The organism is Paenibacillus terreus, assembly GCF_042138595.1.
Classification (GTDB): Bacteria; Bacillota; Bacilli; order Paenibacillales; family Paenibacillaceae; genus Paenibacillus; species Paenibacillus terreus.
Genome location: NZ_JBHIRX010000007.1, coordinates 200,839 through 225,207 on the forward strand (window position 1 = coordinate 200,839; position 24,369 = coordinate 225,207).

Below are 24,369 nucleotides of genomic sequence, written 5' to 3' on the forward strand. Positions count from 1 at the left end.
AAGAGAGGCCAGACGATGAATGATGATCGATTGCAAGAGTTGCTGGCGTCGATGACGCTGAAGGAAAAGTTCGGACAGCTGACGCAAATTACGGGCGAGCTCTACGTCGGCCAAGTCGAGAAGGAAATGGTGGAGACGGGGCCGGTGTACCCGCAGCATATTTTGAATGAGGAGACGCTCTTCACGATCGGCAGCGTCATCGGCGCATCAGGCGCCAAGACGACCAACCGGATTCAGGCGGAGTACTTGCAGCGGTCCCGGCTGAAGATCCCCTTGCTCTTCATGCATGATGCGATTCACGGCTACAGGACAATTTTCCCCATTCCATTGGGGCTGTCCTGCAGTTGGGACGAAGGGCTCGTGCAGCGGGTGGCGGAGGAGACAGCGTCCGAGCTGCGGGCGGCCGGCATCCATGTCAACTTCTCGCCGATGACGGATCTGGTGCGGGACGCTCGCTGGGGCCGGGTGATGGAATCGTTCGGCGAGGACCATCTGCTGTCCGGCGATCTGGGCAGGGCCATGATCCGCGGGTATCAGAAAAATAGCGAAGGGCAAATGCCGACGGCCGGTGTGGCGGCCTGCCTGAAGCACTTCGCTGCTTACGGCGCGGGAATCGGCGGGAAAGATTATAATACCGTCGACATGTCGATGCGGGAGTTTTTCGAGTACTACGGCAAGCCTTACGAGATCGCGCTGCAGGAGCGTCCGAAATTCGTCATGAGCTCGTTCAATTCGTTCAACGGGGTTCCGGTAACGGCCAGCCCGGCGATGCTCAAGGAGATTCTGCGAGAACATTACGGCTTCGAAGATCTGGTCATCTCCGACTGGGGTGCGGTGTCAGAGCTGCAGAGGCACCGCGTGGCCCGGGACGGACGGGAAGCGGCTGAATTGGCGCTGGGTGCGGGCGTCGACATCGAAATGGTCTCGACCCATTATCTGGAGCATTTCGAGGCGATCGTCGAAAAGCAGCCGGAATTGCTGAAAGATGTGGATGCGGCCGTTCTGAAGGTGCTGCGGCTTAAAAACGAAATGGGGTTGTTCGAAAATCCATATGCGGACGAAGGCGCGGAAGATGCGGTTCTCCTGAATCTGGCATCCCTGGAGCTTGCCGAAGAGGCTGGCATCCGAAGCAGTGTCTTGCTAAAAAACAAGAACGAGACGCTGCCGCTCCGTCCGGAGCATCGGAATCTCGTTCTTGTTGGGCCGTTCGCCCGCACGCCGGAATTGCTTGGCAACTGGGCCTGCAAAGGACGCTTCAGCGATGTTGTGACGCTGGAGCAGGGCTTGAAGCAGGCCGATGGCTCGCTGTCGGTTGCCGCCTTCGAAAAGTTGGAGGATTGCCCGCAGGGCGTGCTGGCCCGATGCGATTACATTGTCGTCACCGTCGGCGAGCATTGGGAACGAAGCGGGGAGGGGCACAGCAGTGTCAAACTCGAACTGGAGGAAGAACAGAAGCGGCTGATTCGGACAGTGAAGGCAACCGGGCTGCCCTATGCATGCATATGCTTCTCCGGTCGGCCGCTGGTGTTGCAGGATATCGTCGATGACATGCCGGCACTGCTGTGGTGCTGGTACCCGGGGACGAGGGCGGGGGCGGCTGTTGCGAAGCTGCTGACCGGCCAGGCGACCCCGAGCGGGAAGCTGACGATGTCGTTTCCGCGCGCTTCGGCGCAGACGCCGATCTATTACAACGAGTACAGCACAGGCCGGCCCGCCAACGCATCCAGCTACAGCAGCCGGTATCAGGATTGCGACATCGGCCCGCTGTTCACGTTCGGCCATGGGCTGACCTACACCGGAGCGACCTATTCTGACTTCGCTATATCAGGCCGCCGTATTACAGAGACAGAGGATTTGAAGGTGACCTTTAAGATTAATAATCCCAGCCGCTACGACTACCCGGAGATCGTCATCCTGTATATCGAAGATGTGGTATCCAGGTCGGTTCGTCCGGTACGGGAGATGAAAGCTTACCAGGTTGTTCCGGTTCCAGCCTGTGGTTCCGTGAACGTCGAGATGTCCATCTCCCTTGAAGATTTAAAATATTTGGATGCCGATTTGCGGCGGACGGTCGAACCCGGAGAATTCCGGATCTACGTGAACGATCTCGAACGTCCGGTGTTTACAATCGAGTATTGAGCCATGAAGCGTCGGAGACAATTTTCTGTCTCTGGCGCTTTATTTCTTTTCGTAAACCATTTTAGTTAGGGTGCCGGCTACGCTGAAAAGGTCTATTGACAGATGAATTCAGTGGTCTTGTAGTATGTTATATGACTAACATACTGATAGGGTGAGCTAACGATGGTTTTCTTTGATGACAGCCAGCCAATCTTCCAACAAATCGCCCACATGATCGAAGATGATATTCTGAACGGAACTTACCGGGAGGACGATCAGATTATTTCTATGGCACAATTTGCGAGTACCTTTCAAGTAAATCCGGCAACTGTGGTGAAAGGCATTGCTTTATTGGTTAATAAAGGGTTTTTATACAAAAAAGGGGATTGGGCATGTTTGTTGCAGCTGAAGCTAAACAGATTATTATGGGGAAACGGCGGCGCAGATTCTACGATGACTTAATTATGAAGTTGCTTGATGAGGCGGATAAACTCGAATTAACTACAGAAGACATTTGAGATATTTCATTGGGATCAATTCGGTTTAGCAGGTATGTTTATTTACCAGTTCGGGGCTTATATGATGCTTATGTCATTGTTAAATCTGCTGTTTTCTGGATTGCGGCATTTCGTAGGATGGATTATCTGGTCATTGCTTATTGCGGCGATAACGATTGGGACGTCGCTCTCCTCTCTCCGTCCTAAGGTGGCAGATGCATTCCTAACGTTGTTCTTTAACGATTCACTACTTCAGGGATTTGGACTCACGTTCTTATTCAGCTGTATATTTCTGGCAGGTGGTTGGTTGTTTACCAGGAGACGGACGATCTAAGAGTAAATCCATTTGAATGGGAAGCAGATTGAAAACCATATTACCCTATTTGCAAATATATTGATTGAATTATTCAATCAAAAATTTTTATTAGGCAACAGGATGTATCCGGCCTCCGTCTCAAGACGGGGCACCAACCCCTACCTCAGCCGGTATGCTCTTTTTGCTAAATCGTCTATTATAACATTGTCAGAAATAAGGAATTCACATGGAAATATTATTTCAGTTTGACAATTTCAATGAAATTCGTCGACTGAAATAAAAAGGAGGGATGGTTGGATCAATGTTGCTTCGTTTATGCAAATCTTCAATGCAGGCGGCCTGGATGGTTTGGGAAAGAGCGTTCGATTGGATTTCACGCTTTCGCGGCTCGCATACATCGCACTTTGGAATTTGCAAAGTCATGATTAAGAAACACCGAGGGGAGAGCATCGTCTGTGCGGACTCCACCATCATCGTTAAAGGCGATCTGGTCGGGGAACTGCATCTCAATAATGAAACGATTCTGACACTGATCAAATCCGAAGGCTCAGACCGCGCGGCGCTCATGACGGCCCGGCTTACACGGAAATCCATGCAGCAGATCAGCGAGGCGTTCGCAAGTCAGCCGGAGTTCAGAGAGGTGAAGGCGTTAGTCGGCATTACGCTGCTTCATCGTGGTTTGACACATGGTCTTGGTTTCGAACAACAACCGATGAAGTCCGACCTGTTCCAGCGCATAACAACGGCTTATCTCCGATTATTGTTATCCGTCATGCATCCTGAAGGCAAGAAGCGGATTGGCCGCAAGACGGAACAATTGATACCGATGATGCTGATTCACTCCCGCAGCTCGCTGAGGAACCGATTTATGAGGGTGAAGAGGCTGTCCTTTCCAGAGGAATTATGTCTACCCCAATCAAGCTCCATTTCATGAAAACAAAAGATACTAAGAGCGTGGTGAGTAAGTTGCTTTCATCATGCTCTGTTGCAAAGGCGGAATAGGCATTCATGGATAAAATTATGGAATTTTTACAGAACTTCGGAGCAACGGGGCTTTTCATTCACGCTATGATCGATGCGATTATTTTCCCCATCCCGGCGTTCTTTCTGCAGCTTTCTTTAAGCGCGGTGCAACCGGAGTCGGCTTTATGGCTCGCTACGGTCGGCTTTGCCGGAAGCCTGCTTGGGACACCGATCGGTTATGGGATCGGCAAGGTGTCGGGAAAGCATGTTTTGGGCGGTGTAATGAAGAAAAAATGGCTGGATTCGGCAAGCGACTTGTTTGCCCGCCGCGGCGAGGCCGCAATCCTGATCGGATCGTTCACTCCGATCCCGTTTAAAATATTTACGATTTTATCCGGATGCATGAATTATCCGTTATGGAAGCTGCTCAGTTATGCGGCCATTGGCCGGGCGGTGAAGTTTTATGTAGTCGGTTTTCTCTTCTATATATATGGCCGTGCGGCAGAGAATATGTTGAATCAAGTTCTCACGATTACGCTGGTGGGCGTTGGCATAGCGATTGCGGCAATATGGTTCTTGATACGGAAGCTGTACGAGCGGAGGAAGATAAGGGATGAACATCAACCGATCGAAAAAACAGGGGACGGAGGCGGAAAGCAGGATGCAGTGGATAAGGCGAATTGATCAAACGATGTTCTTCTGGTGCAACCATCGGCTGAGCAGTCGGGCCCTGGACCGATTGTTCGGATGGATTACCCATTTGGGCGGAGCTTTGTTTACCATCCTTTGCGCAGTGTCCTTGGCATGGTTCGCCGAGGGGGAGTTCGGCAGAATCGGGCTGCAAAGCTTGATCGCACTGGCCGTTAGCCATATCGTTGCTGTCCTGATCAAGAGAAAGGTGCGCAGAGTTCGGCCTTTCCGCAAGCTGGAGCAGGTGAAGGTAGGCAAATTCCCGTTGAAGGACTATTCCTTCCCATCCGGCCATACAACCGCTATTTTCGCCCTGGTTACACCTTTTATGTTCGCCTCATCGCCGGCAATTATGCTTGCCTTGATGGGTCTGGCCTTGTTGGTGGCCATATCCCGGGTTTATTGGGGCTATCACTATCCGATCGATTGTGTGGCTGGTGGTATGGTCGGATTCCTAACGGCGGTGCTGGTTGTTTTGTTCATACATAGTTGAATTTCACGAGGGAGGCAATTGTTGATGAAAAGCATGAAACGGGAAAAGCTGCTGATTCTGTCCGGCGCACTCGGGGATGGACATATGCAGGCGGCCAAGGCAATTTTGGAGGCATCGGTGCCGTACAAACTGGGAGTTGAGGTGGTCGACTTCATGGAATGGATCCATCCCCGCATGCATGTGGTTGAACGGTATTGCTTCCTGCAATGGGTGAAGCATTTTCCTTCCTCATACGGATATATGTATCAGAAGACCCGGACGGACAGTACACTTACCTTCTTCCTGAAGCATTTTCTCACGACCAGCCTGCAGCGGTTGCTCAAACTTCTGAATGAGGAACAGCCGACGTTGATTGTCAGCACGTTCCCGCTGGCATCAGCCGCCATTTCCTTGCTTAAGGAAAAAGGGATGACGGATCTGCCTGTGGCAACGGTCATTACCGACCATTCCGATCACAGCTATTGGATACATCCGTCTACGGATCTGTATCTGGTTGGCTCCGAAGGCGTGCGTGCAGCTCTGCGGAGAAAAGGCGTTGCTGACCACAAAATCGCTGTTACGGGCATCCCTGTTCGCCCATTCTACAATCAGCCCGACAATAAAGACCGGCTGCGCGAGAAGCTGGACTTGGCTCATGACGCCTTTGTCGTGCTGGTGATGGGCGGCGGCTGCGGGATTATCGATAAATCCTTCATTGAGCAAATGCAATCTGACTCTTTTCCCTCTAACGTGCAATTTGTCATCGTATGCGGACGCAATGTGAAGCTGCTGCACCGCCTGCGTGAAGAGTTGGGAGACAGGGATAACGTCATGCTGACAGGCTTCCTGGAGGGAATCCATGAATGGATGGCGTCCGCAGACGTATTGATTACCAAGCCGGGCGGACTGACGACCTCCGAAGCGCTGGCGCTTCAGCTTCCCATGCTGCTGCTGGAGCCACGGCTGGGGCAGGAAAAGGATAATGCTGATTATTTGATTCAAGCGGGAGTAGCGTATCTATGCCAGATTGACAATCTGCAGGATCAGCTTCAGCGACTGGTTCAACAGCCTTCCCTAATGGAAGAAATGAGGGAGAAGGCAGGGCTGTGCAGACAACAGGATTCCGCCAGAGATGCGGTCATGCAAATACTGAGCATGCAGAGTGATACACAGGAAGAAAAATGGGTTTGCTCCTTGCAGCAGTATGCTTAAGCTTTATTTTCGCTAAGGGGGATAAAGACGTTGCTTGTTAAATATTTGTTGATTGGGATGATAGGCTTCATCAGCCTGTACATGCTAATCCCTAGTTTTCTGCCGCGAATAATTAGATTTGGCGCCTTTCGCAAGGGAACGACCAAGAACCAGGTAGCGTTCACGTTCGACGATGGGCCGCATCCGAGGTATACACCGGAATTATTGGATTTATTGCAGGGTTATCAAGTGAAGGCCACATTCTTCGTGCTTGGCTCGCAGGCGGAGCTGCACCCTGATCTGATCAGAAGAATGCATCGTGAAGGTCATCAGATTGGAATCCACAATTACGATCACAACTCCAATTGGCTGATGCTTCCCTGGACGGTGCGGCGTGATCATATGGAACGGACCGCAGATATTATTGAATCCATTATTGGAAAAAGGCCGGATCACTATCGCCCGCCGTGGGGGCTCATGAATGCTTTCGATTTCTTTCATCCCAAATCGTACCGCATCGTGCTCTGGTCCTTAAAGGCAGGGGACTGGCGCAGCAGAAGCTGCCGCAAGAAGCTGAAGGCAACGCTGCTGAACGGAATTACGGACGGATCTGTTATTTTGCTGCATGACAGCGGAGATTCGCCGGGAGCGGACCGTCACGCGCCATATTTTATGCTTCGGGCTCTGGAGGAAGTGCTGCATCAATTACAGGGACGCAACTTGCAATTCGTTCGTATGGATGAAATGGCTTGACAAGTGAAATGAGGTGACAATAGTGGGACAGGAACCGCAAATTTTAATTTTAACGGCCGATTACGGAGTAGGTCATCTTCAGGTGTCCAAGGTGCTACAGATACAAGCGACAAGTCCTTTAAGAAGGAGTGGAATATGATGAGTGGGAGGAGCGCGTTCAAGTTTTCTACTCTGACGCTGTTCACGGTGCTTTTTTGCACAGAGTTTGTCCGAAGCGCTTTCTTGTTCTCGTTCCTGCCGAACTTTGCCGTCAACGAGTCGGGGCAAACCGTTGCTCTGGTCGGTCTTGCCGTCTCGCTTCATTATACAGCCGATACGCTGATTAAATGTGTGGCTGGATATTTGCTGGACAGGTTTTCGCTGCGCTGGCTACTGCCCGTCACTTTCGTCCTGATGCTGTCCGGACTAGCCGCCGTTCTTTAGTCCGTATGCCTGGGGGCTCGTTGTCGGTTCCGTGATGCTTGGGATGGGGGCGTCGCCTATATGGCTCATTTGTCTGGAGAAAATCCGGCTGACGGAGCGGGCGGCCCAGATGGGGGCGATATATACCGTGTGGCTGGCCTGCATCGGTCTGGGGCCGGTCACGATCAATCTCACCTTCGATTATGGCTTCGAACCTGCCTTCCGGCTGATGGTTGCGCTGCTCGTCGTCGGCTGCATCGCATCGTTCGCGATTAGCAGAACAACCCCCTTGCATCTCCAGAATGTCAGTATTGCCGAACAGGCGGCAGGATTGCGAAGAAGGCTCGTTCAGCTGAAATGGCTGCTGCCAGGCATGGTCCTGCAGATGACCGCGGCTGGACTGCTGCTGCCGATACTGCCCAGTTTTGCTGCAGACCATCTTGGTCTGAGCCAGCCGCAATATTCGCTAATGCTCATATTAGGCGGGGCCGGCGCGATGCTGTTTCTTGTCCCGATGGGGAAGCTGGCCGATCGATGGGGGCACAAGCGAATGCTGGTCGCCGGTTTCGTATCGCTTACGGCCGTATTGGCTCTGTTAGTCGTATCCATGCCACCGCCTGCATTAATGATGCTGTTTGCCTTTATGCTGGGATTGTCCTACTCAGTCGTGCTTCCGGCCTGGAATGCGGTGCTGTCGTACCTTGTTCCGGAGGATCAGAAGGGGACCGGGTGGGGAGTACTCTCCGGGATTGAAGGGCTCGGCATTATGATTGGCCCGGTCATTGGGGGATGGATAGCCAGCCAGTATACGAATGCCGCTGCCATTAGTATCAGCGCTGCTTTGCTGGCGGTTCTTGCGCTTTTTTATTTGATTTTGCCGCAAAACAAGCTTATCTCGGCTAGCGGGACTTTGCAGCACAAGAGGGAGAATGCTCATGGACCTGATCGGGTTAGTTGAACAATTGTTTCACGAATATGGATACCTGGTCCTGCTCATCGGCTTGCCGCTGGACTTCATCGCGCTCCCCATTCCGCCGGGCAACAGCACCTTGGCCTATACCGATTTCTTAGCTTCTAAAGATGTGCTTCACGGGCTGTCAGCTATTGCGATGGCCCTGGCGGGATCGATTATAGGGGTCACCATCACGTACGTGATTGGCTACAAGGCCGGTATGCCTGTGATCGAGCGTTACGGCCGTTGGCTCTTCCTCAAGCCGGAGCTGGTCGAGAAGACGCGCCGCTACTATGACAAATACGGGGACCGATTGCTGCTGGTCAGCTTCTTCATTCCTGGAGTCCGGCAGTTTATCGGCTATTTTATCGGCATTATCCGGGTGCCGTACCCCAAAGTGTTCCTATATGCCTATACCGGGATCGCTCTATGGGTCATTGCGTTTTTTTCAATCGGCTATTTCTTCGGGGAGCAGTGGCAATATATGTTCAGCATCATTGAGCAATATTTGAAGTTCTTTTTTATCGGAGTGGCTGTTCTCGCGGGGGTGTGGTTGCTGGTTCAAGTTCGAAGCGCGAGGGGGAGTCGCAGTAAAGAATAGCAACACACATTAAGCAGAGAAAGTCCATTGAGGATATGATTGAACTAGCTAGAAAAAGAAATGGAGAATGTTTATCTACGGTTCCATTCAAATAATGGTCGAGGGACAAGAACATATTCCGATTGAAGCCGCTAAAATAGCGGCTTTTTTAAGTTATCTCGGTACGTACGTATATATATTATTTGACGAGGAAGAAGCAATAAAAGAATATAATTACGTAAAATAATAATTTGACGAATAAATATAAATCATTTATTCTGTACATAAGGAGGCTTGGCAATCAATGGATAAAAACATAAAGCTGCATTACATAAAACGCGTTGATGATAAATGTGCGGAGCTCCCGTGGTACGTAACCGAATATATCGATAGCCGCAAACGCAAGCTGTCGCATACAACGCTGCTGAATTACTGCCACGACTATCTTATCTTTTTTGATTGGCTGGTGGCTGAGCAACTGGCTGCTGATCAACGCAAAAACATCGAGTTATCGGTTTTGGAGTCACTGACCGTACGTGAGGTCGAAAATTTTCTGTCATTCCTGGAATATCAATTGGGAAACAACAAATACACAATCAACCGCAAGCTATCGGCGTTAAAGTCGTTGTTCGATTATTTGCAGAATAAAGCCGAAACGCCGGATCTGAAGCCGTATATTCAGCGGAACGTCATGGCCAAGATTGACTTTAATTCCATCAAGGAAAGTCAGGAAACCGTTGCGAACCGTATTGAAGGCAAAATTTTGCGGGAAGACGATTTTGAAAAGTTTCGGCTGTTTGTGGCGCATGATTTCGGTGAAATATACAGAAACAACAAACGTATGGCACGATTCCATGAGTTTAACCGCGAGCGGGATACGGCCATCGTATCGCTGATTCTTGGATCCGGGCTGCGTCTATCCGAGGTAGCAGGCATCAACATCGAGGATTTGGATATGAATAAAGGTCAGGTTCGTGTGCTGCGTAAAGGCAATAAGGAGCAATATGTATATTTTAGCCAGCAAGCGCTATGGGACCTGGAAAGCTATTTGAACATCCGGGAAACGCGATATGTTCCGGATAAATCGGAAAATTACTTATTTATAGCAGCGCCAATCGGCCGCAAAGGCAAAAGCCGGCGCTTAACGCCGAGATCGATTGAAAAGCTGATCGAAAAATACGCGAAGGCATTCGGAAAACCAGCTTTAACGGTGCATTCCTTGAGGCATTCCTTCGCAACCCGTTACCATCTGGAGAACAACGATGTGCCAAGGCTGAAGAATCAGCTGGGGCATTCGTCAATCCAAACGACGATGATCTATACGCATTTAACGGATGATGAGATGAGAAAAGCCGTAATTAATATGGATAAGTAAACGTGGGTCAATTGGACGATGGCCGTAATGCGGCCGTTTTCTTTATATATTTTCACAAAACTCGTATTTTGTACATATGTATGTCGGTTTTCCCACTTTGGTACTTGGTAGGCAACTTTATTTATGTGTCATTCTCCAGCCTATTTAATCAATCTTACATGGTCTAAAAGTTTCATGTGTAGCTTCATACTCTTCTATTAATCGGATTTTATTTCCATCAAATCTAATCATTGATATACCATCAAATGAATAAAGTTGTTTTTCTTTTGCTTTAAAATACCATTCTACAAAAAATAAGGTTTCATTTACTTGATGAATATTTTTTATCTTCCATTCTAAGACAACTTGCTTCAGTAACATTTTTTTGATCCACAAATGGACTTCCTCTATACCCACATACATTGCTCCATAACATTCGCGGTAGATAATATCATCAGAAAAATACGTATCTAAAAACGTAAAATCTCTAGTTACCCACATAAAGAAATATTTTTTTATAATTTCTTCTTTCATAAGTACTCCTCTATTTTTTAATTAAGCGCAGTTTTTAACTAGTGTTTTGAATCTATTATATCAAATGAACAGAAAAAAAGAATGTACATAAGTCATACGAACGCATCTCCACTCGTTATTCTATCTCTTTACTACCTCCTCAATCAAGGTAGGATGTCAGCACTTCTGCAACGATCTCTATTGTCAGCTCGTTACGAAACTCCACTGTGGCTTGGAATCGATGAAATTCACATTATCAAGCCTTTGCGCACCTTTCCTGAAACCGTTTATTCAGCGATATACGGTTCAGATGGGCGCAATCCGTTAGTTCCTGCAAGGGAATCTTTCGCGAGTAATGCGTATGGATGTAATCCAGCACGGCATCGACGGGCGAGTGCTCCCTCTGCTGATTCAATTCCTCGAGCAGGCCTAAAATCTGGATCAGGTATCTTTTGATCCTGCACACCCAAAGGGAGTCGCTTTGTGCTTGAACCTCCGTGCCCAGCACAAAAAACCATTCAAATAGCAGCGGATAAGCCGTTTCGGTTATACGGGGTACACCATACCAGCCCTGTTCTCGTTGAAATAGGGAAAGGCCTGTATAAATCCTTGGCACTGTCGGAAACGACTTTGTTTCAGCAAGAACAGTCGAGTTCAAAAACTCCAGATGATAGCTAAAGGATTGAGTAGCAATGCTGCATTTTACCGTTACCTCCACCTTATCCCCGTCTGCCAGACAAAGAATGCCGGGGGCGCTTATCGATACAGGTCGCTCGTTGAGAGTACCTTTAAGGCTTCCGGACGTAATAAAAATCAGCGTAAGCCGCTCAGGATAAGGCAGTTCCGTAAAATTCTCCACCGGAGCAAATTCTATGTTCACGGTCCGGTTTTTTTATCGGTCTATTTGAGGCATCTTCGTCATCCACCTATCAAATCGTATAGTTAAATGCTTCATTTATAACAGTGTAGCACGTCGGCCAAAAGGATATAATGGCGTTGTAAATCCACTGAATAAAAGGAGGAGCAGCGCTATGGCTGTTGAACGATTTCACATTCATGTCTCTGATGAAGTCCTTGATGACCTGCAAGACAGGCTGCACCGTGTCCGCTATCCCGATCAACTGGAAAACGCCAACTCCAATTGGGAACGGGGGACGAATCTGCAGGCTTTAAAATCGCTCATCTCGTATTGGAAGGACCATTATGACTGGCGCGCCCAGGAATCGGTCCTGAACCGGCTGTCCCAGTACCGCTGTCAAATCGACGGAATCGATGTACATTTCGTCCATGAACGCGGGAAAGGTCCCGCACCTTTGCCTTTAATTCTCACCCACGGATGGCCGGACAGCTATCTGCGTTATCAAAAAATTATCCCACTGCTGACCGATCCGGCCAGCTATGAAGGAGACCCGGCGGATGCTTTTGATGTCATCGTCCCTTCGTTGCCCGGCTTCGGTTTCTCCGGCCGTCCTGCACATGCCGGCGTAAACAATTTTCGCGTCGCCGAAATGTGGGCTAAACTCATGACGGAGGAATTAGGTTATGACCGGTTTGGTGCCGCCGGCGGCGATATCGGCTCCGGCGTAACCCGCTACCTGGCTTCCAGCCACCCCGAACAGTTAGTTGGCATACACCTGACGGATATCGGCATCATCCGGGATCTTATGGCTGCGCCAGAGCCGGACAAACTTTCCGAAGAAGAACGCCAATACAGGAAAAATGCCGCAGAATGGATAGCCAAAGAAGGCGGTTATATGTCGCTGCAGACGACACGTCCGCAGACGCTCGCTTACGGCCTTTCCGATTCTCCGGCAGGCTTAGCTGCCTGGCTAATGGAGAAATTCCGGGCCTGGAGCGATTGCGGCGGCGACCTTCTGAGCACGTATAGTTCGGATGAACTGATTACCCATATTATGATTTATTGGGTTACCAACACGGCAGGTTCATCAGCCCGGATGTATTATGAAAATGCAAATACATTGCCGCCGCTGGGCAGTATAGAAGTCCCGACGGGGCTGGCATTGTTCCCGGCAGATATTCTGTTGCCTCCCAAGGCTTGGGCTTCCCGCAGCCTGAATATTACCCGCTGGACTCCGATGCCCCGTGGAGGCCATTTTACCGCCTTGGAAGAACCCGAGGCGTTGGCAGAGGATATCCGCGCATTTTTCCGGCCGCTAAGGAACAAGAAGATTCGTCCGTAACAACATGTATCATTGTTAGATATCGAAGAACGGTAATGATACGCGTCTCCGCGCCGTCTGTAACGGCAAGTTTAGGGCCATCCTTCGCGAATGGCCCTTTTTTGACTTGATTTATTATTCATCTTGCCCGTGAGCTTAAAACGTAATAATACTAGTCAATAAACCTGTTTTGTGATTGCAACTCATGATTGCCTCCTCTTGTAGTTTATTTAACGGATTCAAGAAAATCCCGGTACATCTTAGATACTTATCTAATCGGAAATAGGAACATGTTCTTGTCCATTTCGGCAATCGGTACAAGTTCTTGTCCTTGGCTAGGTTTTATATTCATCAGCAGCATTCAGTCGGGCTACTACTTTCAATTCTTCTAATCTTGGTTTTCTGTAAATTATCATATGTGCTACCTCCTGATTAAACGCTATGTGGTATTTGTTAATATTCTAACCTTCATCAGGACATCTAGGCATGACTGCGTCAACCTGACCATAAGCTGAACAAAAGCAACCGATCCATTGGGTCGGTTGCTTTCTAAGTTATAGTTTCCTGTTATCTGACGGATTGTAATATGAAGTGCGACACCTTCTGGAATAAATAAAAAAGGGCCCACATCGGCAAGGTCAAAGTTCAAGAGCTATCGCAAAAGAATTAGGAAGACACCCTTCGACGATTTGGAGCGCAGCGTTTCATCGCAACCCTATCACACAGAGCAGGCTCAGAGCGCTCATGAGGAGCGTCGTAAAGCTTCTATCTCACCTGGTAAATGGTCCGAAGTACAATCGACTTCATAAATAGTGCACTATTCACTATTCATTATTATTCATTCGTAAACAAGAACCCAATATTTTGCCCCAGGCTCTCCTTCTTCGACAACAGCTCTCCAGCCCCGCTTCTTATAGAAACTCAACGCTTTATGATTTTCGGAGACACATTTTAACGTGACGGGTGTGCCCAATTCTGCCACAGCGCTTTTGAGTAATAGATCGCCAACGCCTCTACCTGCAGCAGCCGGATGTACAAACAAATTGTGAATAAAGCGATTAGGTACATATAGGGAGGCGAACCCAAGGACTTGGTCGTTCTCTTCTGCCAAAAGAATTTGTTCTTCCGATGTATCCCGGTCAAAATCTTCAAGAGACATCTCATCGGCATTAACCCAGTGAAAGCTCTCCCGACGGGACTCCAGATAGATTTGTCTCAATTGCGGATAGTCTGCAATACTCGCTTCTCTGATGAACATCAGATCAATCCCCCTATTCTTCTCCATATGTAGATGCAGCTTATTTTGAGGCAGCTTCTACAATTCGTTTTGCCTGTGCATGGCCAGCCAGTGATAATTCCTAGGTTCTTGTACTACTTGTTCATTTGATGCAGTGCCTTCTGCCAGGCTTATAAATGGACTAATTAAGGCCAGTTGCAAACTTAGTATAAGCACCATGCATAAAGCTAATTTTCTTGAAATCACTTTCTTGCTCCTCTATAAGTAAATTATAATATAGAACAATTTACAAGTATATTTTTATTAGAGTCTGCTTCTCCAATCGCCATTTAATTGTTTCATATAATAGATTAATGCTTGATTCAGCCATTCTTCTTCTTCCTCTGTAAATGGAGAAGGATACTTCCAGATATTTTTGCACTAATGCTTGAACCTCTGGTTTCTCAATAGGTGTACTGTATAGTTGTTTTATTTCCTTGTACACTTGTACTGTTGATAAATACAGGGCATTTCTTTCATCTTCTGATTTGTGAGACAGATAGTCTACCCAATCGGAAAGCTGATTTTTTTCCATCCACTCTTTTTGAGCGGGCTCCGTTTGCATATACTGGACTAGATTGAACAAAATAGGAACTATCCACTTCTCCTTCTTCTTCTATTAACTTCATCACTTTTTGAATGGCCGATATTGATTTTTCGATATTCGTCTTATTTTTTTCTAATTGATTCACGTGCAGGCTCAGTGTTTCAGTTAAATCACTGTTGAAGCTTGGTTCATGGAGCATGCGTGTAATCTCTTCCAAGCTATACCCTAAGAACTTTAAATTCATAATTTTTTGCAGGGTTATAAGATCTTGATATGAGTAGATAGGATGGCCCGAGCTCGTATCCCGTTCAGGTTTTAAAACACCGATCTCATCATAATAATGCAAGCTCCGAATAGAAAGCCCCGTCTTTTCCGAGAATTCCCCAATAGCGTACTTGTTATTGTTATTCATAAATACCTCCTTTGTAATTTAGATTAATTATAAAATCTCACGTCACTGGAGGTGCAAGAGTATTTTTTAATACATGGGATCTAAATTTAGTAGTTTCCGTTTTTTTGAGTTTATAAACGAGAAAATACCTGCCCTTCTCCCGGGCAGGTATTAAAGATGAATGGCTCAGCATCGATCACTAAATATTAGTCCAGAAGACTGTAGATCTGAATGCTCTCCACCTTGGCGTCCTTGATATGAAACGACATCACATCCACATAATTGGATGGCTCGTAACGGAAGTCATCCTCCTCATTAGGAGCTCCATCACCAAGCAGTTTGCCCTCAGGGTAGGCGTTTTTGAGTGTATCCAGGCTATCTCCTGCTTTAATGTTTCGCACTGTCGCGTACTTAGGATCTGTAATTTCGATATGAAAGATGGAGTCTTGTTTGCCCTCCGGTATACTGATTGTTTTAATCTCCAGACCAGGATACGTATAAACCTTTTCTGTAAAACCGATTAACGTATCCATGTTTGTTCCATCGCCGGCACTGTACGTATGAGATTTCAGGTTATCCGGTTTGCCCAGCATCTGTTGCATCTGATCTTCATTCGCTGTATCCGAAATCGCAATGGTGTGCTCATTATAGACAAAAGCAAGCTCCTTCAGCACCACATTGCCTTCCTTCTCCATCGAACCTTCCTTAATAGCTTCAGCACTCTGTCCTTCCGAATTTTCTGAAGCAGGCGCAGTAGAATTTGAGGCTCCTTCGCCTTTGGCCTGTTCGTTCGACGTGTTTTTTTCAGCCGAGTTCTGCGCCGCTTCTGGCGACTTGGCACCATTGGACTGACAGCCCGTCAGTGCCATCGTTAGTAAAGTACTCAGCAGGATAACAGCTGTAGCTTTGTTTATCCATTTCATCATGATCCCTCCATAAATGTGTGATTTCTTCTTATGAAGTGATTATAAAAAAAGCATTTGTTAGTCTCATAGCAGAATTGTATCAATCTTGTAACGTAACTATTTACGCGCCTGTTTACGCACGGGGTAACACAATCGTAACGGTCGTTCCTTCTCCGATTTGACTTTCCAAGTCGATATATCCATTAAACCGCTCTACAATCTCTTTGCAAATAGAAAGTCCAAGACCTGAACCGTTCGCTGTGCTTGCATTTTTCGCCCGGTAAAAGCGTTCCTCCACTCTCTCCAGCTCATCGCCCGCGATACCGATACCTTGATCACGTATCCGTATAACTACCTCGTTTGGCGTATGTTCCAACTTCAATTCGATTAGCGATGGACTGCCTGAATATTTGATGGCATTGTCCACAAGATTGGCGATCGCATGAGACATCAGCATGGGGTTCACGTTGGCGTGGACTTTGTTCAGAAGCTTATCCTCCGGTTCCGCTTCCGCCTCCCTGAACATAATCTCGATTCCTTTATCTTTGGCCTTGGCACCCATACTCGTTGCGACTTGCTGAATCAGTTCGTTCATTTCCGTCTTCTCGACTTCCAGTTCGTTAGAACCAGCCTTGTCGAAGCGGGATAGCAGCAACAGTTCATTAATCAAGCGTGTTAGCCGATCCGATTCCTGCAGCAGATGAGCATAGATTTTTTGCAGCTCCTCGTTCTCATTTTCCCCTTCAACCAAGTATTGAGAGAAACCACGAATGGCTGCCAAGGGTGTTTTTAACTCGTGAGATACGTTGGAGACAAATTGTTTCTGGTACTGAATGTAATCATGAAGCTGTCGCCCCATGGAATCCAGCCCATCTGCCAGCATGCCCAGCTCATCCTTCCGATTTAGATGAACTCTCCGAAACTCCTGTCTGGAGAAACTTTGCGCAGCGCCAAGCAACAGCTTAATCGGCTTGGTTGTGCTGCGGGCAATCCACAGACTGGATAACGTAATCAGTACAATAAATCCGCCTGCACCCGCAAACAGGATATAGCGGATTTGATCCATAATTGCATAAAAGTACGAAATGTCCTCCACGAACTCATACACATAAGCGTTTTCATAAAATTGATTCTGAATGGGAGTGGCAAAATAAAGCAGATGATCTTTCGTTACGGTGTAGGCATAACTGCCGCTCAGGGCTTTCTCAATATTCTTTTCAAAAATAAGAGGTTTGCCATCATTAATGATGATGCCATCCACAGCCAAGCCCAGCAACTGCTTGGAGCTATCATAGATACGTACTTCCTTGCCTGAAGCTTTCAGCTTCTCCAGAGCAAGTCTGACGATTTCTTTGGTCTGCGGCTCTCCTGTCGATGATCTATGCTGTGCCAACACCTCACGGAAGGACAACTCGGACAGATCCGCCTTCTCCATCATCTGTTTTTCAATGGTAATGAAGCTGTAGTAATCGATGGCTTTATTCACCGCGAAAATGATGATGCCAAAGGACAGCACGGAGAAAAATAAATAATTCAGCAGTAACCGGGTTGCATACTTCAGGCCTCGCCACCTCCAAGTTGATAGCCAAATCCATAGATCGTCCTGACATACTTCGGTTCGTCCGCGTTATCCTCCAGCTTCTTCCGTAATCGCATGATGGTCATATCCACACTGCGACTGTCTCCCATAAAGTCATATCCCCATCCGATCTGCAGCAGCTCATCCCGGGTAAAGATTTTGTCTGGCCTTTTGAGTAACGTTTCCAGAATTTTGAACTCTTTGGCCGTTAAAGACACGGGTACACCGTTTTTCAGCACCCTTCGGCTTTCCAGATCAAATGTCAGCTCTTCATGAATGATGCGTGTAGATTTCACTTCTGTTCCTTCACTTGATTCCTCCTTGCTCTCGTTTCTTCTCAGAATCACCTTGATCCGAGCGAGCAATTCACGATTGTCAAAGGGTTTGGTCATGTAATCTTCCGCCCCTAGCTCCAGTCCCAACACCTTGTCGATTACCTCATTTTTGGCAGAGAGCATGATCACAGGAACGGAACGTTTCCCGGTGATTTGCTTGCACAGGTCATATCCGGAGCAGTCAGGCAGCATCAAGTCAAGCACCACAAGGTCCGGCCCAAAAGCATCCAGCAGCTTCAGGGCTATTTCACCGTTTTCAGCCGTTTGAACGACGTAGTTTTCTCTTCTAAGTACGAGCTCAATTAAATCTCTGATTGCGACTTCATCGTCAATGACAAGTATTTTCTTCAATGTGCACCCCTTCTAGCCTTGGTCCCCAGCATGAATCATAATTTACCCTCATCTTAGCACAGACACTTTAGATTCCTCCACCAACTGGAAGATGTGGTATTTTACTGAGCCCAACATAACTTATAATAAACCTGAAGAATGGAGAACAATCCATGGATCTGCTCGTGGTACACATTGTTGTTGGACTTATTGGCTGGTTAAGCGGCAACCTGGATAGGGCGGGACGTACCGAGTGGTGTACTTGGGAACATTATTGCGGGTTTTATCGGTTCCTGGTTAGGAACGGAATTGCTGGGACCAAGGAGGCCGGTGGTGATCGTTGTGGAGCACCGTGTAGTGACAGGTCCTCTCTCCCGTCATCTTTAGCGTCAGCATTTGAGCAACTAAGAGATATAGAAACAGCGGCATAGCAGGACACAAATATCCTGGAATGCCGCTGTATGATTCATACTATAAACACTCACCCGCCAGTATAACAATGCATCATCTCTGCAGTATAGAGGAGTTAATGTACAATTAGAACTGGGCAAATTGATAGCTGTGAAACCTTGTGGCTGACACTTCCAAGCATTATTTCTTTTATGCCGCTTAGCCCACGGCTTCCAATAATGATGAGTTGCTGCTCAGTATCCCTTGCATATTTTAATATTTCATGTGCAGGGTTTCCCTTAAGGTGAACTGTTTTCGGGTTAATCCCCGCAGATTCTAATTTGGATTTGGCTTGTTGTAATTGTTCCAAACTCGCTTTCTCCATTTCGTTCAATATTTCTTCCAAGAAATTCTCTGGTACATATGTCATGCCATTCGATACATATTCCTGGCTGACATTAATCAAGGTAACTTGAGCTGGTTTGTTTCGGGCTATTTCAACGGTTGCATCGAGGATTTTGTTCGTTATTTCATCTTGATCAATGGCCACCATAATGTTCTCAAACATTTTTATCGTCCTTTCCGTGCAGCTCGTAATGATATTGGAACTTCCGTAAAGAAGTCCGAGCGTTCCCGTCAAAAGCAAATGGTACGGCTTTTTTTATTTTGTCTGTTCGGTATTCTTCAATTCTCCTTTCTGAATTCATACGTATTTGTTTGTTTCCTGCTGATTGAAAAAAAGAGGCAGTAACATCCGCGTGGGCAAGGAAAGTATATTATAATATATTATTTTTTACAATAAACATTCTATAATATAATTAAAAACGTTTAAAACAAAAATACAACTCTGAATTCCCATCATGGAATTCGGAGTTGAATGATAAGTAGAATTTTGATTTTTAGAAACCATACTTTAAGGAGATATGGAGCACTGTTTCGCTATTCGTAGGATTGGTATAAGAGTGAGGACAATCTGCACGAAAACTGATCGTATCATATTGATTCAATGTGTAAATCTCTTCGTTGACTTGAATTTCAATGGAACCAGTCATTACTGTTGCAATTTCAGTTGTATTCACATGATGACCTTCAGGGTGATACGAGCTATTCGGCTGTAAGTAAGCCCGACACATTTCAATACCGTTGCTTTTAAAGACTGGTTCAATGATCCAATTTTTTTGATCATTAGAAAATCGCAGTCCTTCGCCTGCTCGATACAAACTAACAGGGTCTTCTGATTTGAACAAAGCCAATAGCGGTAAAGAAATGCCTTTTGATATTTTCCATATAATCGCCAAAGTTGGATTGGTCTCGCCACGTTCGATATTCCCCAGAGTAAGTTTGCTTACGCCCGTTAATTCCGCTAAGTCATCTAAGCTCATATTTTTTTCTTTTCTGTACTTTTTCAAGGCACCGCCCAATTGTAATACAATTTGTTTTGAATCATTGACTTCATCCATTTAATATTCACCCCAACAATAAACTGTTATAGCTAGTATATTGTTTATCTGAATTCTTTTCCATACGATTAGTATTTGTTCCGTCACTAGGCTACACGAATTCTTGCACCACAAACGCCACATCCATCTCGCGCCGCTCAATACTTTCAAAAGCTTCCTGTATACTTCACAAATATTTGAGATTTACAACATTATACTTTAAAATTATTTTTATAGAGACGAGGGATCAAATCCTTTTTCACTGGAGAGTTCTCGTCCTGATCAATGACCATTCAAGAGGTTGTACTACCGATGAAGTTTATAATAAGGCAATAATTACTGCTTCTTTAAAAGGATAAAATGACGAGCATCTAGCGAGTTTTATTCGAAGAATGGTATAAAGTGATGAAAGGTGGTTTAGCAATGAAGATTCTCATCGTTGGCTATTTTAGCGAGACCTCAAAATCAAATATTGTAAGGTATTTTCCGCAAGACTGGAACGTTGTAGTTGTCCCGCCCGGAAAAGAAATGCTGCATCATATTGAAGATTGCCAGGTAATCATCCCTGAACATATTAAAGTGGATCACAGCCTGCTTTCTGTAGCAAAAAAATTAAAATTGGTACAGACGGGTGCAGGATTTGATAATGTAGATATTCCTGCCTGTACACAGCTCGGCATTTGGGTCGCTAATGCTGCAGGGGTGAATGCACAGGCAGTGGCCGAGCACGTAATGGCACTGATATTGTCTTTTTATAAAAACATATCGTTTCTTGATACTTTCATGAAAAACAAGATGGATGAAAATCAATTGGACTATACAGGGAGTGAATTAAAGGGCAAAACGATTGGGATTATCGGTTTGGGCGCTATCGGAAAAAAGGTAGCTGCGTTTTGCAGGGTTTTTGATATGAATGTGCTGGCTTATGCGAGAAATGCCAATGTACAATCGGATGGTTTTGTGAAAATGACGGATTTCGATACTCTTGTAAGCACATCGGACATAGTCAGTGTACATATTCCTTTGAATCAGCAAACCAAACAACTGATCAACAAAGCGGTATTCAAGAAAATGAAGAATACCACACTTTTTATCAATACAGCCCGCGGCGGGATTGTCAACGAAAGAGACTTGATTGATGCATTAAAAAACGGGGATATTTCAGGCGCATGTCTGGATGTGTTTGAATCTGAACCGCTTCCTATGGACAGTGAGCTCCGGAATCTGGGTAATGTGATACTTACCCCCCATACAGCAGGAATGCCTGATGGTCGGAAATTTCATAAAAAAAGATATGATTTCTTTATAAAGAATATAAAACGTGTAGAAAATGGTGAAGAGCCTGAAAGCAAGCTCAATCAGATATTATAGTTTTGGTGCAATAAAAATGAGCTATCGGACGCAGTTCGAGTAAAAACTCGTGTTTCTTTTGCATGTTGTATCCCCTGTCTATTTTTTTACAGCAAGAAGATTACTTGTATTATGCTCATTTTGTTCGCTCTACAGAATACAAAAAAAATTCCATATCTATATTCCTAAAATTCTTAGTATCTTTATCAATAATATTCATACCGTTTCGAACAGCAACTTTTTGAGAGGCTATATTTGTGTCCCTAATAATAGAATAAACCCTATTTGCATTAAGAACTGAGAAAGCGTATTCCTTGCAAGCAATTGCCGCTTCTGTTGCGTAACCTTTGTGCCAATACGCTTTTTGAAACAAAAATCCTATTTCCAAAATTTCTTTTTCTCTCCAGCCTTGCATTGTCAATCCACATTGACCAATCATTTCGTTTGTTTCTTTTAATACAACAGCCTAAAGTCCAAAACCATACTCTTCATATCTTTTGAGATGTCTGTTAAGCCAATTTTGTGCTTCTTCTAAGTTGAATGCACTTTCATAAGCAGCACGCATTACTTCCTCATCACACAATCTTCCGCACAATGCATCATAATCGGACTGCACCATTTCTCTAATTATAAGACGTTTTGTTTCTATCAAAAATCTCCCACCTTTCTATCAGCTCCATCCCCCAATTAATTGGTATCATTATCTGAGGTTTCATTAATAATGCTAATTAAGGAGTTCAATAGTCCCCAACGATTAATATAGTCCATATCAATCACTCTCTTATCTTCGGTGTGAGGGAACAGCATAGTTATTTCTTCATGTTACCCTTTGTTAATTTCTCTTTTCTTCTTCACACCACTAATTTTATCTGCAAAAATCTTTTCACAACCCAAAGTAGTTAGACTATCTTTTTGTAAATCTAAATTTTATAAACCTATAGAAACATTTTCCTATCCCTTAATATTTCCATACTACTTGACACGTGAATGTATTACCGGTATAGTGATAATCAATTCACACCCCAACTTTAAGGAGTAATCTATGCCAAAAAATACTTTCTTTCGTTTAGATGAAGCAAGGCGCGAGGAAATATCGAATAGCGCTATGCATCTTTTTGTTGATCATCTTTACGAGGATATAACTATGAAGATGGTTTTGGATCGTTTGTCCATGCACCCCGGAACATTTTATCGGTATTTTGAAGACAAAGATGACCTTTATTGTCTCTTAATACGTAATGTGACCGAGAAAAGAGCTGCGTATTTTAATAACAGTAATGAAGATTCTCTTTTCCAGTTTTTCCTTACTGGCTTATTGGGTAACGTTAATGGCACTGTGACTGAGCCACTGAATGAGTTGGAGATCAAACTCATTGAAACATTTTTATACATTCCTGAGAATGTTTTGCTTAAAGTATATCTGAATGTGCTAAAGGGCGAGTCATTCCCCTTAATCAAGGACATTTTACGCCGAATGAGGGTTGATGGATATCTCCGACCTGATATTGACGACGACCTGATTTCTTTTATGTTTGAGTCAATGCAGTTTAATTTAGTCATGTTTTTTAGGGAATTCGATATTAAGGACTCTAAGCTGCAGCATAAGATTAGCAAGTATTTTGCTGACTTTATGGGTCATGGGCTGCTTGAAGATCATAAATATTCTGAAATTGTTAGCGATCTCAAGAAAGCCAAGGGGGAACAAGAAAATGAAAACTTATGACGCATTTCCAGAACCAATTGGCGGCTATACTGTCGGTCGAACCCAGATGGATTTTGAGTACACGGCATCAGATCACTCAAAGAGAGAACTGACGGCGTTTGTGTACTATCCGTCCGACAGTAACGAAGGTAAGACTACATCAACGTACATGTTTCCTGAAGTATACGAGATGTTGAATGAGCAGCCACTTCTCGCTGCGTTGAAGGATGCTTACTCTATAGATATCAAGACCCAGTGTTACGACGACCTTGCTCTCTCCAGGAAGGAAAAGCGCTATCCGGTGTTATTCTATGTTTGCGGCGGGGGCGGTTCTCCAGAATGGGGCACAGTGATCTGTACAGACTTGGCAAGCATGGGATATATTGTGGTAAGCATCGGCCATCAGAATAGCACGATGTATAAGCGTAAAGATGGGCGCCTGTTTAATGTATCAAAGGATTTTTCGGATGTCATTATGGCGTTTTCTGAAGATCCGGAGATGGTGGCGTTGGCTGGTAAGATGGAGATGCGGCCTGATGATGAAACTGCCATTGAGATGTGCCAGAACGTGCTTACACTTCCGATACTTTCCAAGTTAACGGAGTATAGCGAATTACAGGCAGAAGATGTAAGGTATGTAGCCGATTATCTTTACAAACTGGACTCTGGAGAGCTGAATTCCATCTTTAAGGGCAGATTGTTGCTTGACATCGGCATGGGCATAGTCGGACATTCTTATGGAGGGCCTACGACGGCGATTGTTTGCCGGGACGACGACCGGTTCGCCTGCGGGATTGGCTTGGATAGCGGTGCGTTCGGCCTTCTCGACAGCGACCTTAAGAAACCCTTCTTGCTACTGTTTTGTGAACCTAACTATAACATGAATGCGATAATTGGCGCTAACAATAGCATGGAAACCTATTATTTCTCTGTTGATCGTGTTGCGCATTTAGATTACTGCGATATCGTGTTTACCAGTGTTAAGGAGGAAATCAGAGGCGAACGGGATGCTATGGAGATGCGAAATCTTGTTACCGACTATACGAAGAACTTTTTTGATCATTACTTACTGCAGAAGGCTGTAAGTGTGGAAAGTCTGGCATACGATGGCGTGGACTTGATCAAGAAGACCAGCAACAAGTGA

The 24,369-nt window shown here is 45.8% G+C and carries 23 protein-coding genes and 4 pseudogenes; 17 read left to right on the top strand and 10 right to left on the bottom strand.

Features of this window, described 5'->3' with window-relative positions:
• Positions 1-15: 15 nt before the first annotated feature.
• The 11 genes from ACE5KN_RS14940 (at position 16) to xerS (ending at position 10,309) form a co-directional block, all read left to right on the top strand.
• Positions 16-2,139: a glycoside hydrolase family 3 N-terminal domain-containing protein gene (locus ACE5KN_RS14940; RefSeq protein WP_375523933.1), complete on the top strand. Its 2,124-nt coding sequence runs from the start codon at positions 16-18 to the stop codon at positions 2,137-2,139.
• A 162-nt stretch (positions 2,140-2,301) separates the two neighbouring features.
• Positions 2,302-2,580, top strand: a complete 279-nt coding sequence (locus ACE5KN_RS14945; protein WP_375523934.1) for a GntR family transcriptional regulator — start codon at positions 2,302-2,304, stop codon at positions 2,578-2,580.
• Between the two features lie 652 nt (positions 2,581-3,232).
• The gene (locus ACE5KN_RS14950; protein WP_375523935.1) at positions 3,233-3,865 is read left to right on the top strand and encodes a YkoP family protein; all 633 of its coding nucleotides are present in this window, start codon (positions 3,233-3,235) and stop codon (positions 3,863-3,865) included.
• An 86-nt stretch (positions 3,866-3,951) separates the two neighbouring features.
• Positions 3,952-4,578: a YqaA family protein gene (locus tag ACE5KN_RS14955; RefSeq protein ID WP_375523936.1), complete on the top strand. Its 627-nt coding sequence runs from the start codon at positions 3,952-3,954 to the stop codon at positions 4,576-4,578.
• Positions 4,556-5,077, top strand: coding sequence for a phosphatase PAP2 family protein (locus tag ACE5KN_RS14960; protein ID WP_375523937.1), 522 nt, complete (start codon positions 4,556-4,558; stop codon positions 5,075-5,077). The genes ACE5KN_RS14955 and ACE5KN_RS14960 overlap by 23 nt, the downstream gene beginning before the upstream one ends.
• Before the next feature lie 24 nt (positions 5,078-5,101).
• The gene (locus ACE5KN_RS14965; protein WP_375523938.1) at positions 5,102-6,268 is read left to right on the top strand and encodes an MGDG synthase family glycosyltransferase; all 1,167 of its coding nucleotides are present in this window, start codon (positions 5,102-5,104) and stop codon (positions 6,266-6,268) included.
• Between the two features lie 30 nt (positions 6,269-6,298).
• A complete protein-coding gene (locus ACE5KN_RS14970) occupies positions 6,299-7,000 on the top strand; it encodes a polysaccharide deacetylase family protein (RefSeq protein ID WP_375523939.1) in 702 nt (233 codons plus the stop codon).
• 138 nt (positions 7,001-7,138) lie between these two features.
• A complete protein-coding gene (locus ACE5KN_RS14975; RefSeq protein WP_375523940.1) occupies positions 7,139-7,423 on the top strand; it encodes a hypothetical protein in 285 nt (94 codons plus the stop codon).
• Between the two features lie 34 nt (positions 7,424-7,457).
• Positions 7,458-8,360, top strand: a complete 903-nt coding sequence (locus ACE5KN_RS14980) for an MFS transporter (protein ID WP_375524021.1) — start codon at positions 7,458-7,460, stop codon at positions 8,358-8,360.
• Positions 8,338-8,955 carry a DedA family protein gene (locus tag ACE5KN_RS14985; protein ID WP_375524022.1) on the top strand — a complete coding sequence of 206 codons (618 nt, stop codon included), beginning with the start codon at positions 8,338-8,340 and terminating at the stop codon, positions 8,953-8,955. The genes ACE5KN_RS14980 and ACE5KN_RS14985 overlap by 23 nt, the downstream gene beginning before the upstream one ends.
• Before the next feature lie 283 nt (positions 8,956-9,238).
• Positions 9,239-10,309: a tyrosine recombinase XerS gene (xerS, locus tag ACE5KN_RS14990; protein ID WP_375523941.1), complete on the top strand. Its 1,071-nt coding sequence runs from the start codon at positions 9,239-9,241 to the stop codon at positions 10,307-10,309.
• Positions 10,310-10,453: 144 nt separating this feature from the next.
• Here xerS and ACE5KN_RS14995 read toward each other — a convergent pair whose 3' ends face one another.
• Both ACE5KN_RS14995 and ACE5KN_RS15000 read right to left on the bottom strand, forming a co-directional pair.
• Positions 10,454-10,822 (bottom strand): nuclear transport factor 2 family protein, encoded by a 369-nt coding sequence (locus tag ACE5KN_RS14995; protein ID WP_375523942.1) that lies wholly within the window; start codon positions 10,820-10,822, stop codon positions 10,454-10,456.
• A gap of 235 nt (positions 10,823-11,057) precedes the next feature.
• Positions 11,058-11,681, bottom strand: a complete 624-nt coding sequence (locus ACE5KN_RS15000; RefSeq protein WP_375523943.1) for an AraC family transcriptional regulator — start codon at positions 11,679-11,681, stop codon at positions 11,058-11,060.
• 151 nt (positions 11,682-11,832) lie between these two features.
• Here ACE5KN_RS15000 and ACE5KN_RS15005 point away from each other — a divergent pair, with 151 nt between their 5' ends.
• A complete protein-coding gene (locus ACE5KN_RS15005) occupies positions 11,833-13,002 on the top strand; it encodes an epoxide hydrolase family protein (protein WP_375523944.1) in 1,170 nt (389 codons plus the stop codon).
• Between the two features lie 591 nt (positions 13,003-13,593).
• A pseudogene (locus ACE5KN_RS15010) lies at positions 13,594-13,787 on the top strand (IS30 family transposase); the annotation flags it as partial.
• Between the two features lie 32 nt (positions 13,788-13,819).
• Here the strand turns inward: ACE5KN_RS15010 and ACE5KN_RS15015 are convergent.
• From ACE5KN_RS15015 to ACE5KN_RS15035, 5 genes and pseudogenes are all read right to left on the bottom strand, one after another.
• Positions 13,820-14,239, bottom strand: coding sequence for a GNAT family N-acetyltransferase (locus ACE5KN_RS15015; protein WP_375523945.1), 420 nt, complete (start codon positions 14,237-14,239; stop codon positions 13,820-13,822).
• 282 nt (positions 14,240-14,521) lie between these two features.
• Positions 14,522-15,216: pseudogene (locus tag ACE5KN_RS15020) on the bottom strand (MerR family transcriptional regulator).
• A 185-nt stretch (positions 15,217-15,401) separates the two neighbouring features.
• Positions 15,402-16,118: a hypothetical protein gene (locus tag ACE5KN_RS15025; RefSeq protein ID WP_375523946.1), complete on the bottom strand. Its 717-nt coding sequence runs from the start codon at positions 16,116-16,118 to the stop codon at positions 15,402-15,404.
• Positions 16,119-16,233: 115 nt separating this feature from the next.
• A complete protein-coding gene (locus ACE5KN_RS15030) occupies positions 16,234-17,616 on the bottom strand; it encodes a sensor histidine kinase (protein ID WP_375523947.1) in 1,383 nt (460 codons plus the stop codon).
• Positions 17,617-17,657: 41 nt separating this feature from the next.
• Positions 17,658-18,365, bottom strand: a complete 708-nt coding sequence (locus tag ACE5KN_RS15035) for a response regulator transcription factor (protein ID WP_375523948.1) — start codon at positions 18,363-18,365, stop codon at positions 17,658-17,660.
• Positions 18,366-18,517: 152 nt separating this feature from the next.
• On the opposite strand from ACE5KN_RS15035, the pseudogene ACE5KN_RS15040 reads away from it, so the two are divergent.
• Positions 18,518-18,680: pseudogene (locus ACE5KN_RS15040) on the top strand (GlsB/YeaQ/YmgE family stress response membrane protein); the annotation flags it as partial.
• Between the two features lie 190 nt (positions 18,681-18,870).
• Here the strand turns inward: ACE5KN_RS15040 and ACE5KN_RS15045 are convergent.
• Entirely contained in the window at positions 18,871-19,302 is a 432-nt protein-coding gene (locus tag ACE5KN_RS15045) for a universal stress protein (RefSeq protein WP_355323555.1), read from the bottom strand.
• 331 nt (positions 19,303-19,633) lie between these two features.
• Complete coding sequence (locus tag ACE5KN_RS15050; RefSeq protein WP_375523949.1) at positions 19,634-20,194, bottom strand: helix-turn-helix domain-containing protein; 561 nt, start codon at positions 20,192-20,194, stop codon at positions 19,634-19,636.
• Between the two features lie 402 nt (positions 20,195-20,596).
• On the opposite strand from ACE5KN_RS15050, the gene ACE5KN_RS15055 reads away from it, so the two are divergent.
• Positions 20,597-21,544, top strand: a complete 948-nt coding sequence (locus ACE5KN_RS15055) for an NAD(P)-dependent oxidoreductase (protein ID WP_375523950.1) — start codon at positions 20,597-20,599, stop codon at positions 21,542-21,544.
• Between the two features lie 115 nt (positions 21,545-21,659).
• Here ACE5KN_RS15055 and ACE5KN_RS15060 read toward each other — a convergent pair.
• Positions 21,660-22,175, bottom strand: a pseudogene (locus ACE5KN_RS15060) (GNAT family N-acetyltransferase).
• 390 nt (positions 22,176-22,565) lie between these two features.
• Between ACE5KN_RS15060 and ACE5KN_RS15065 the strand changes: the two are divergent.
• The gene (locus ACE5KN_RS15065) at positions 22,566-23,246 is read left to right on the top strand and encodes a TetR/AcrR family transcriptional regulator (protein ID WP_375523951.1); all 681 of its coding nucleotides are present in this window, start codon (positions 22,566-22,568) and stop codon (positions 23,244-23,246) included.
• Positions 23,233-24,369 carry an alpha/beta hydrolase gene (locus ACE5KN_RS15070; protein ID WP_375523952.1) on the top strand — a complete coding sequence of 379 codons (1,137 nt, stop codon included), beginning with the start codon at positions 23,233-23,235 and terminating at the stop codon, positions 24,367-24,369. The genes ACE5KN_RS15065 and ACE5KN_RS15070 overlap by 14 nt, the downstream gene beginning before the upstream one ends.

Bases quoted from the DNA above. Each gene is read 5' to 3' on its own strand.
- ACE5KN_RS14940 (WP_375523933.1), top strand. From the start codon at position 16: ATGAATGATGATCGATTGCAAGAGTTGCTGGCGTCGATGACGCTGAAG.
- ACE5KN_RS14945 (WP_375523934.1), top strand. From the start codon at position 2,302: ATGGTTTTCTTTGATGACAGCCAGCCAATCTTCCAACAAATCGCCCAC.
- ACE5KN_RS14950 (WP_375523935.1), top strand. From the start codon at position 3,233: ATGTTGCTTCGTTTATGCAAATCTTCAATGCAGGCGGCCTGGATGGTT.
- ACE5KN_RS14955 (WP_375523936.1), top strand. From the start codon at position 3,952: ATGGAATTTTTACAGAACTTCGGAGCAACGGGGCTTTTCATTCACGCT.
- ACE5KN_RS14960 (WP_375523937.1), top strand. From the start codon at position 4,556: ATGCAGTGGATAAGGCGAATTGATCAAACGATGTTCTTCTGGTGCAAC.
- ACE5KN_RS14965 (WP_375523938.1), top strand. From the start codon at position 5,102: ATGAAAAGCATGAAACGGGAAAAGCTGCTGATTCTGTCCGGCGCACTC.
- ACE5KN_RS14975 (WP_375523940.1), top strand. From the start codon at position 7,139: ATGAGTGGGAGGAGCGCGTTCAAGTTTTCTACTCTGACGCTGTTCACG.
- ACE5KN_RS14980 (WP_375524021.1), top strand. From the start codon at position 7,458: ATGCTTGGGATGGGGGCGTCGCCTATATGGCTCATTTGTCTGGAGAAA.
- ACE5KN_RS14985 (WP_375524022.1), top strand. From the start codon at position 8,338: ATGGACCTGATCGGGTTAGTTGAACAATTGTTTCACGAATATGGATAC.
- xerS (WP_375523941.1), top strand. From the start codon at position 9,239: ATGGATAAAAACATAAAGCTGCATTACATAAAACGCGTTGATGATAAA.
- ACE5KN_RS14995 (WP_375523942.1), bottom strand. From the start codon at position 10,822: ATGAAAGAAGAAATTATAAAAAAATATTTCTTTATGTGGGTAACTAGA.
- ACE5KN_RS15005 (WP_375523944.1), top strand. From the start codon at position 11,833: ATGGCTGTTGAACGATTTCACATTCATGTCTCTGATGAAGTCCTTGAT.
- ACE5KN_RS15015 (WP_375523945.1), bottom strand. From the start codon at position 14,239: ATGTTCATCAGAGAAGCGAGTATTGCAGACTATCCGCAATTGAGACAA.
- ACE5KN_RS15025 (WP_375523946.1), bottom strand. From the start codon at position 16,118: ATGAAATGGATAAACAAAGCTACAGCTGTTATCCTGCTGAGTACTTTA.
- ACE5KN_RS15045 (WP_355323555.1), bottom strand. From the start codon at position 19,302: ATGTTTGAGAACATTATGGTGGCCATTGATCAAGATGAAATAACGAAC.
- ACE5KN_RS15050 (WP_375523949.1), bottom strand. From the start codon at position 20,194: ATGGATGAAGTCAATGATTCAAAACAAATTGTATTACAATTGGGCGGT.
- ACE5KN_RS15055 (WP_375523950.1), top strand. From the start codon at position 20,597: ATGAAGATTCTCATCGTTGGCTATTTTAGCGAGACCTCAAAATCAAAT.
- ACE5KN_RS15065 (WP_375523951.1), top strand. From the start codon at position 22,566: ATGCCAAAAAATACTTTCTTTCGTTTAGATGAAGCAAGGCGCGAGGAA.
- ACE5KN_RS15070 (WP_375523952.1), top strand. From the start codon at position 23,233: ATGAAAACTTATGACGCATTTCCAGAACCAATTGGCGGCTATACTGTC.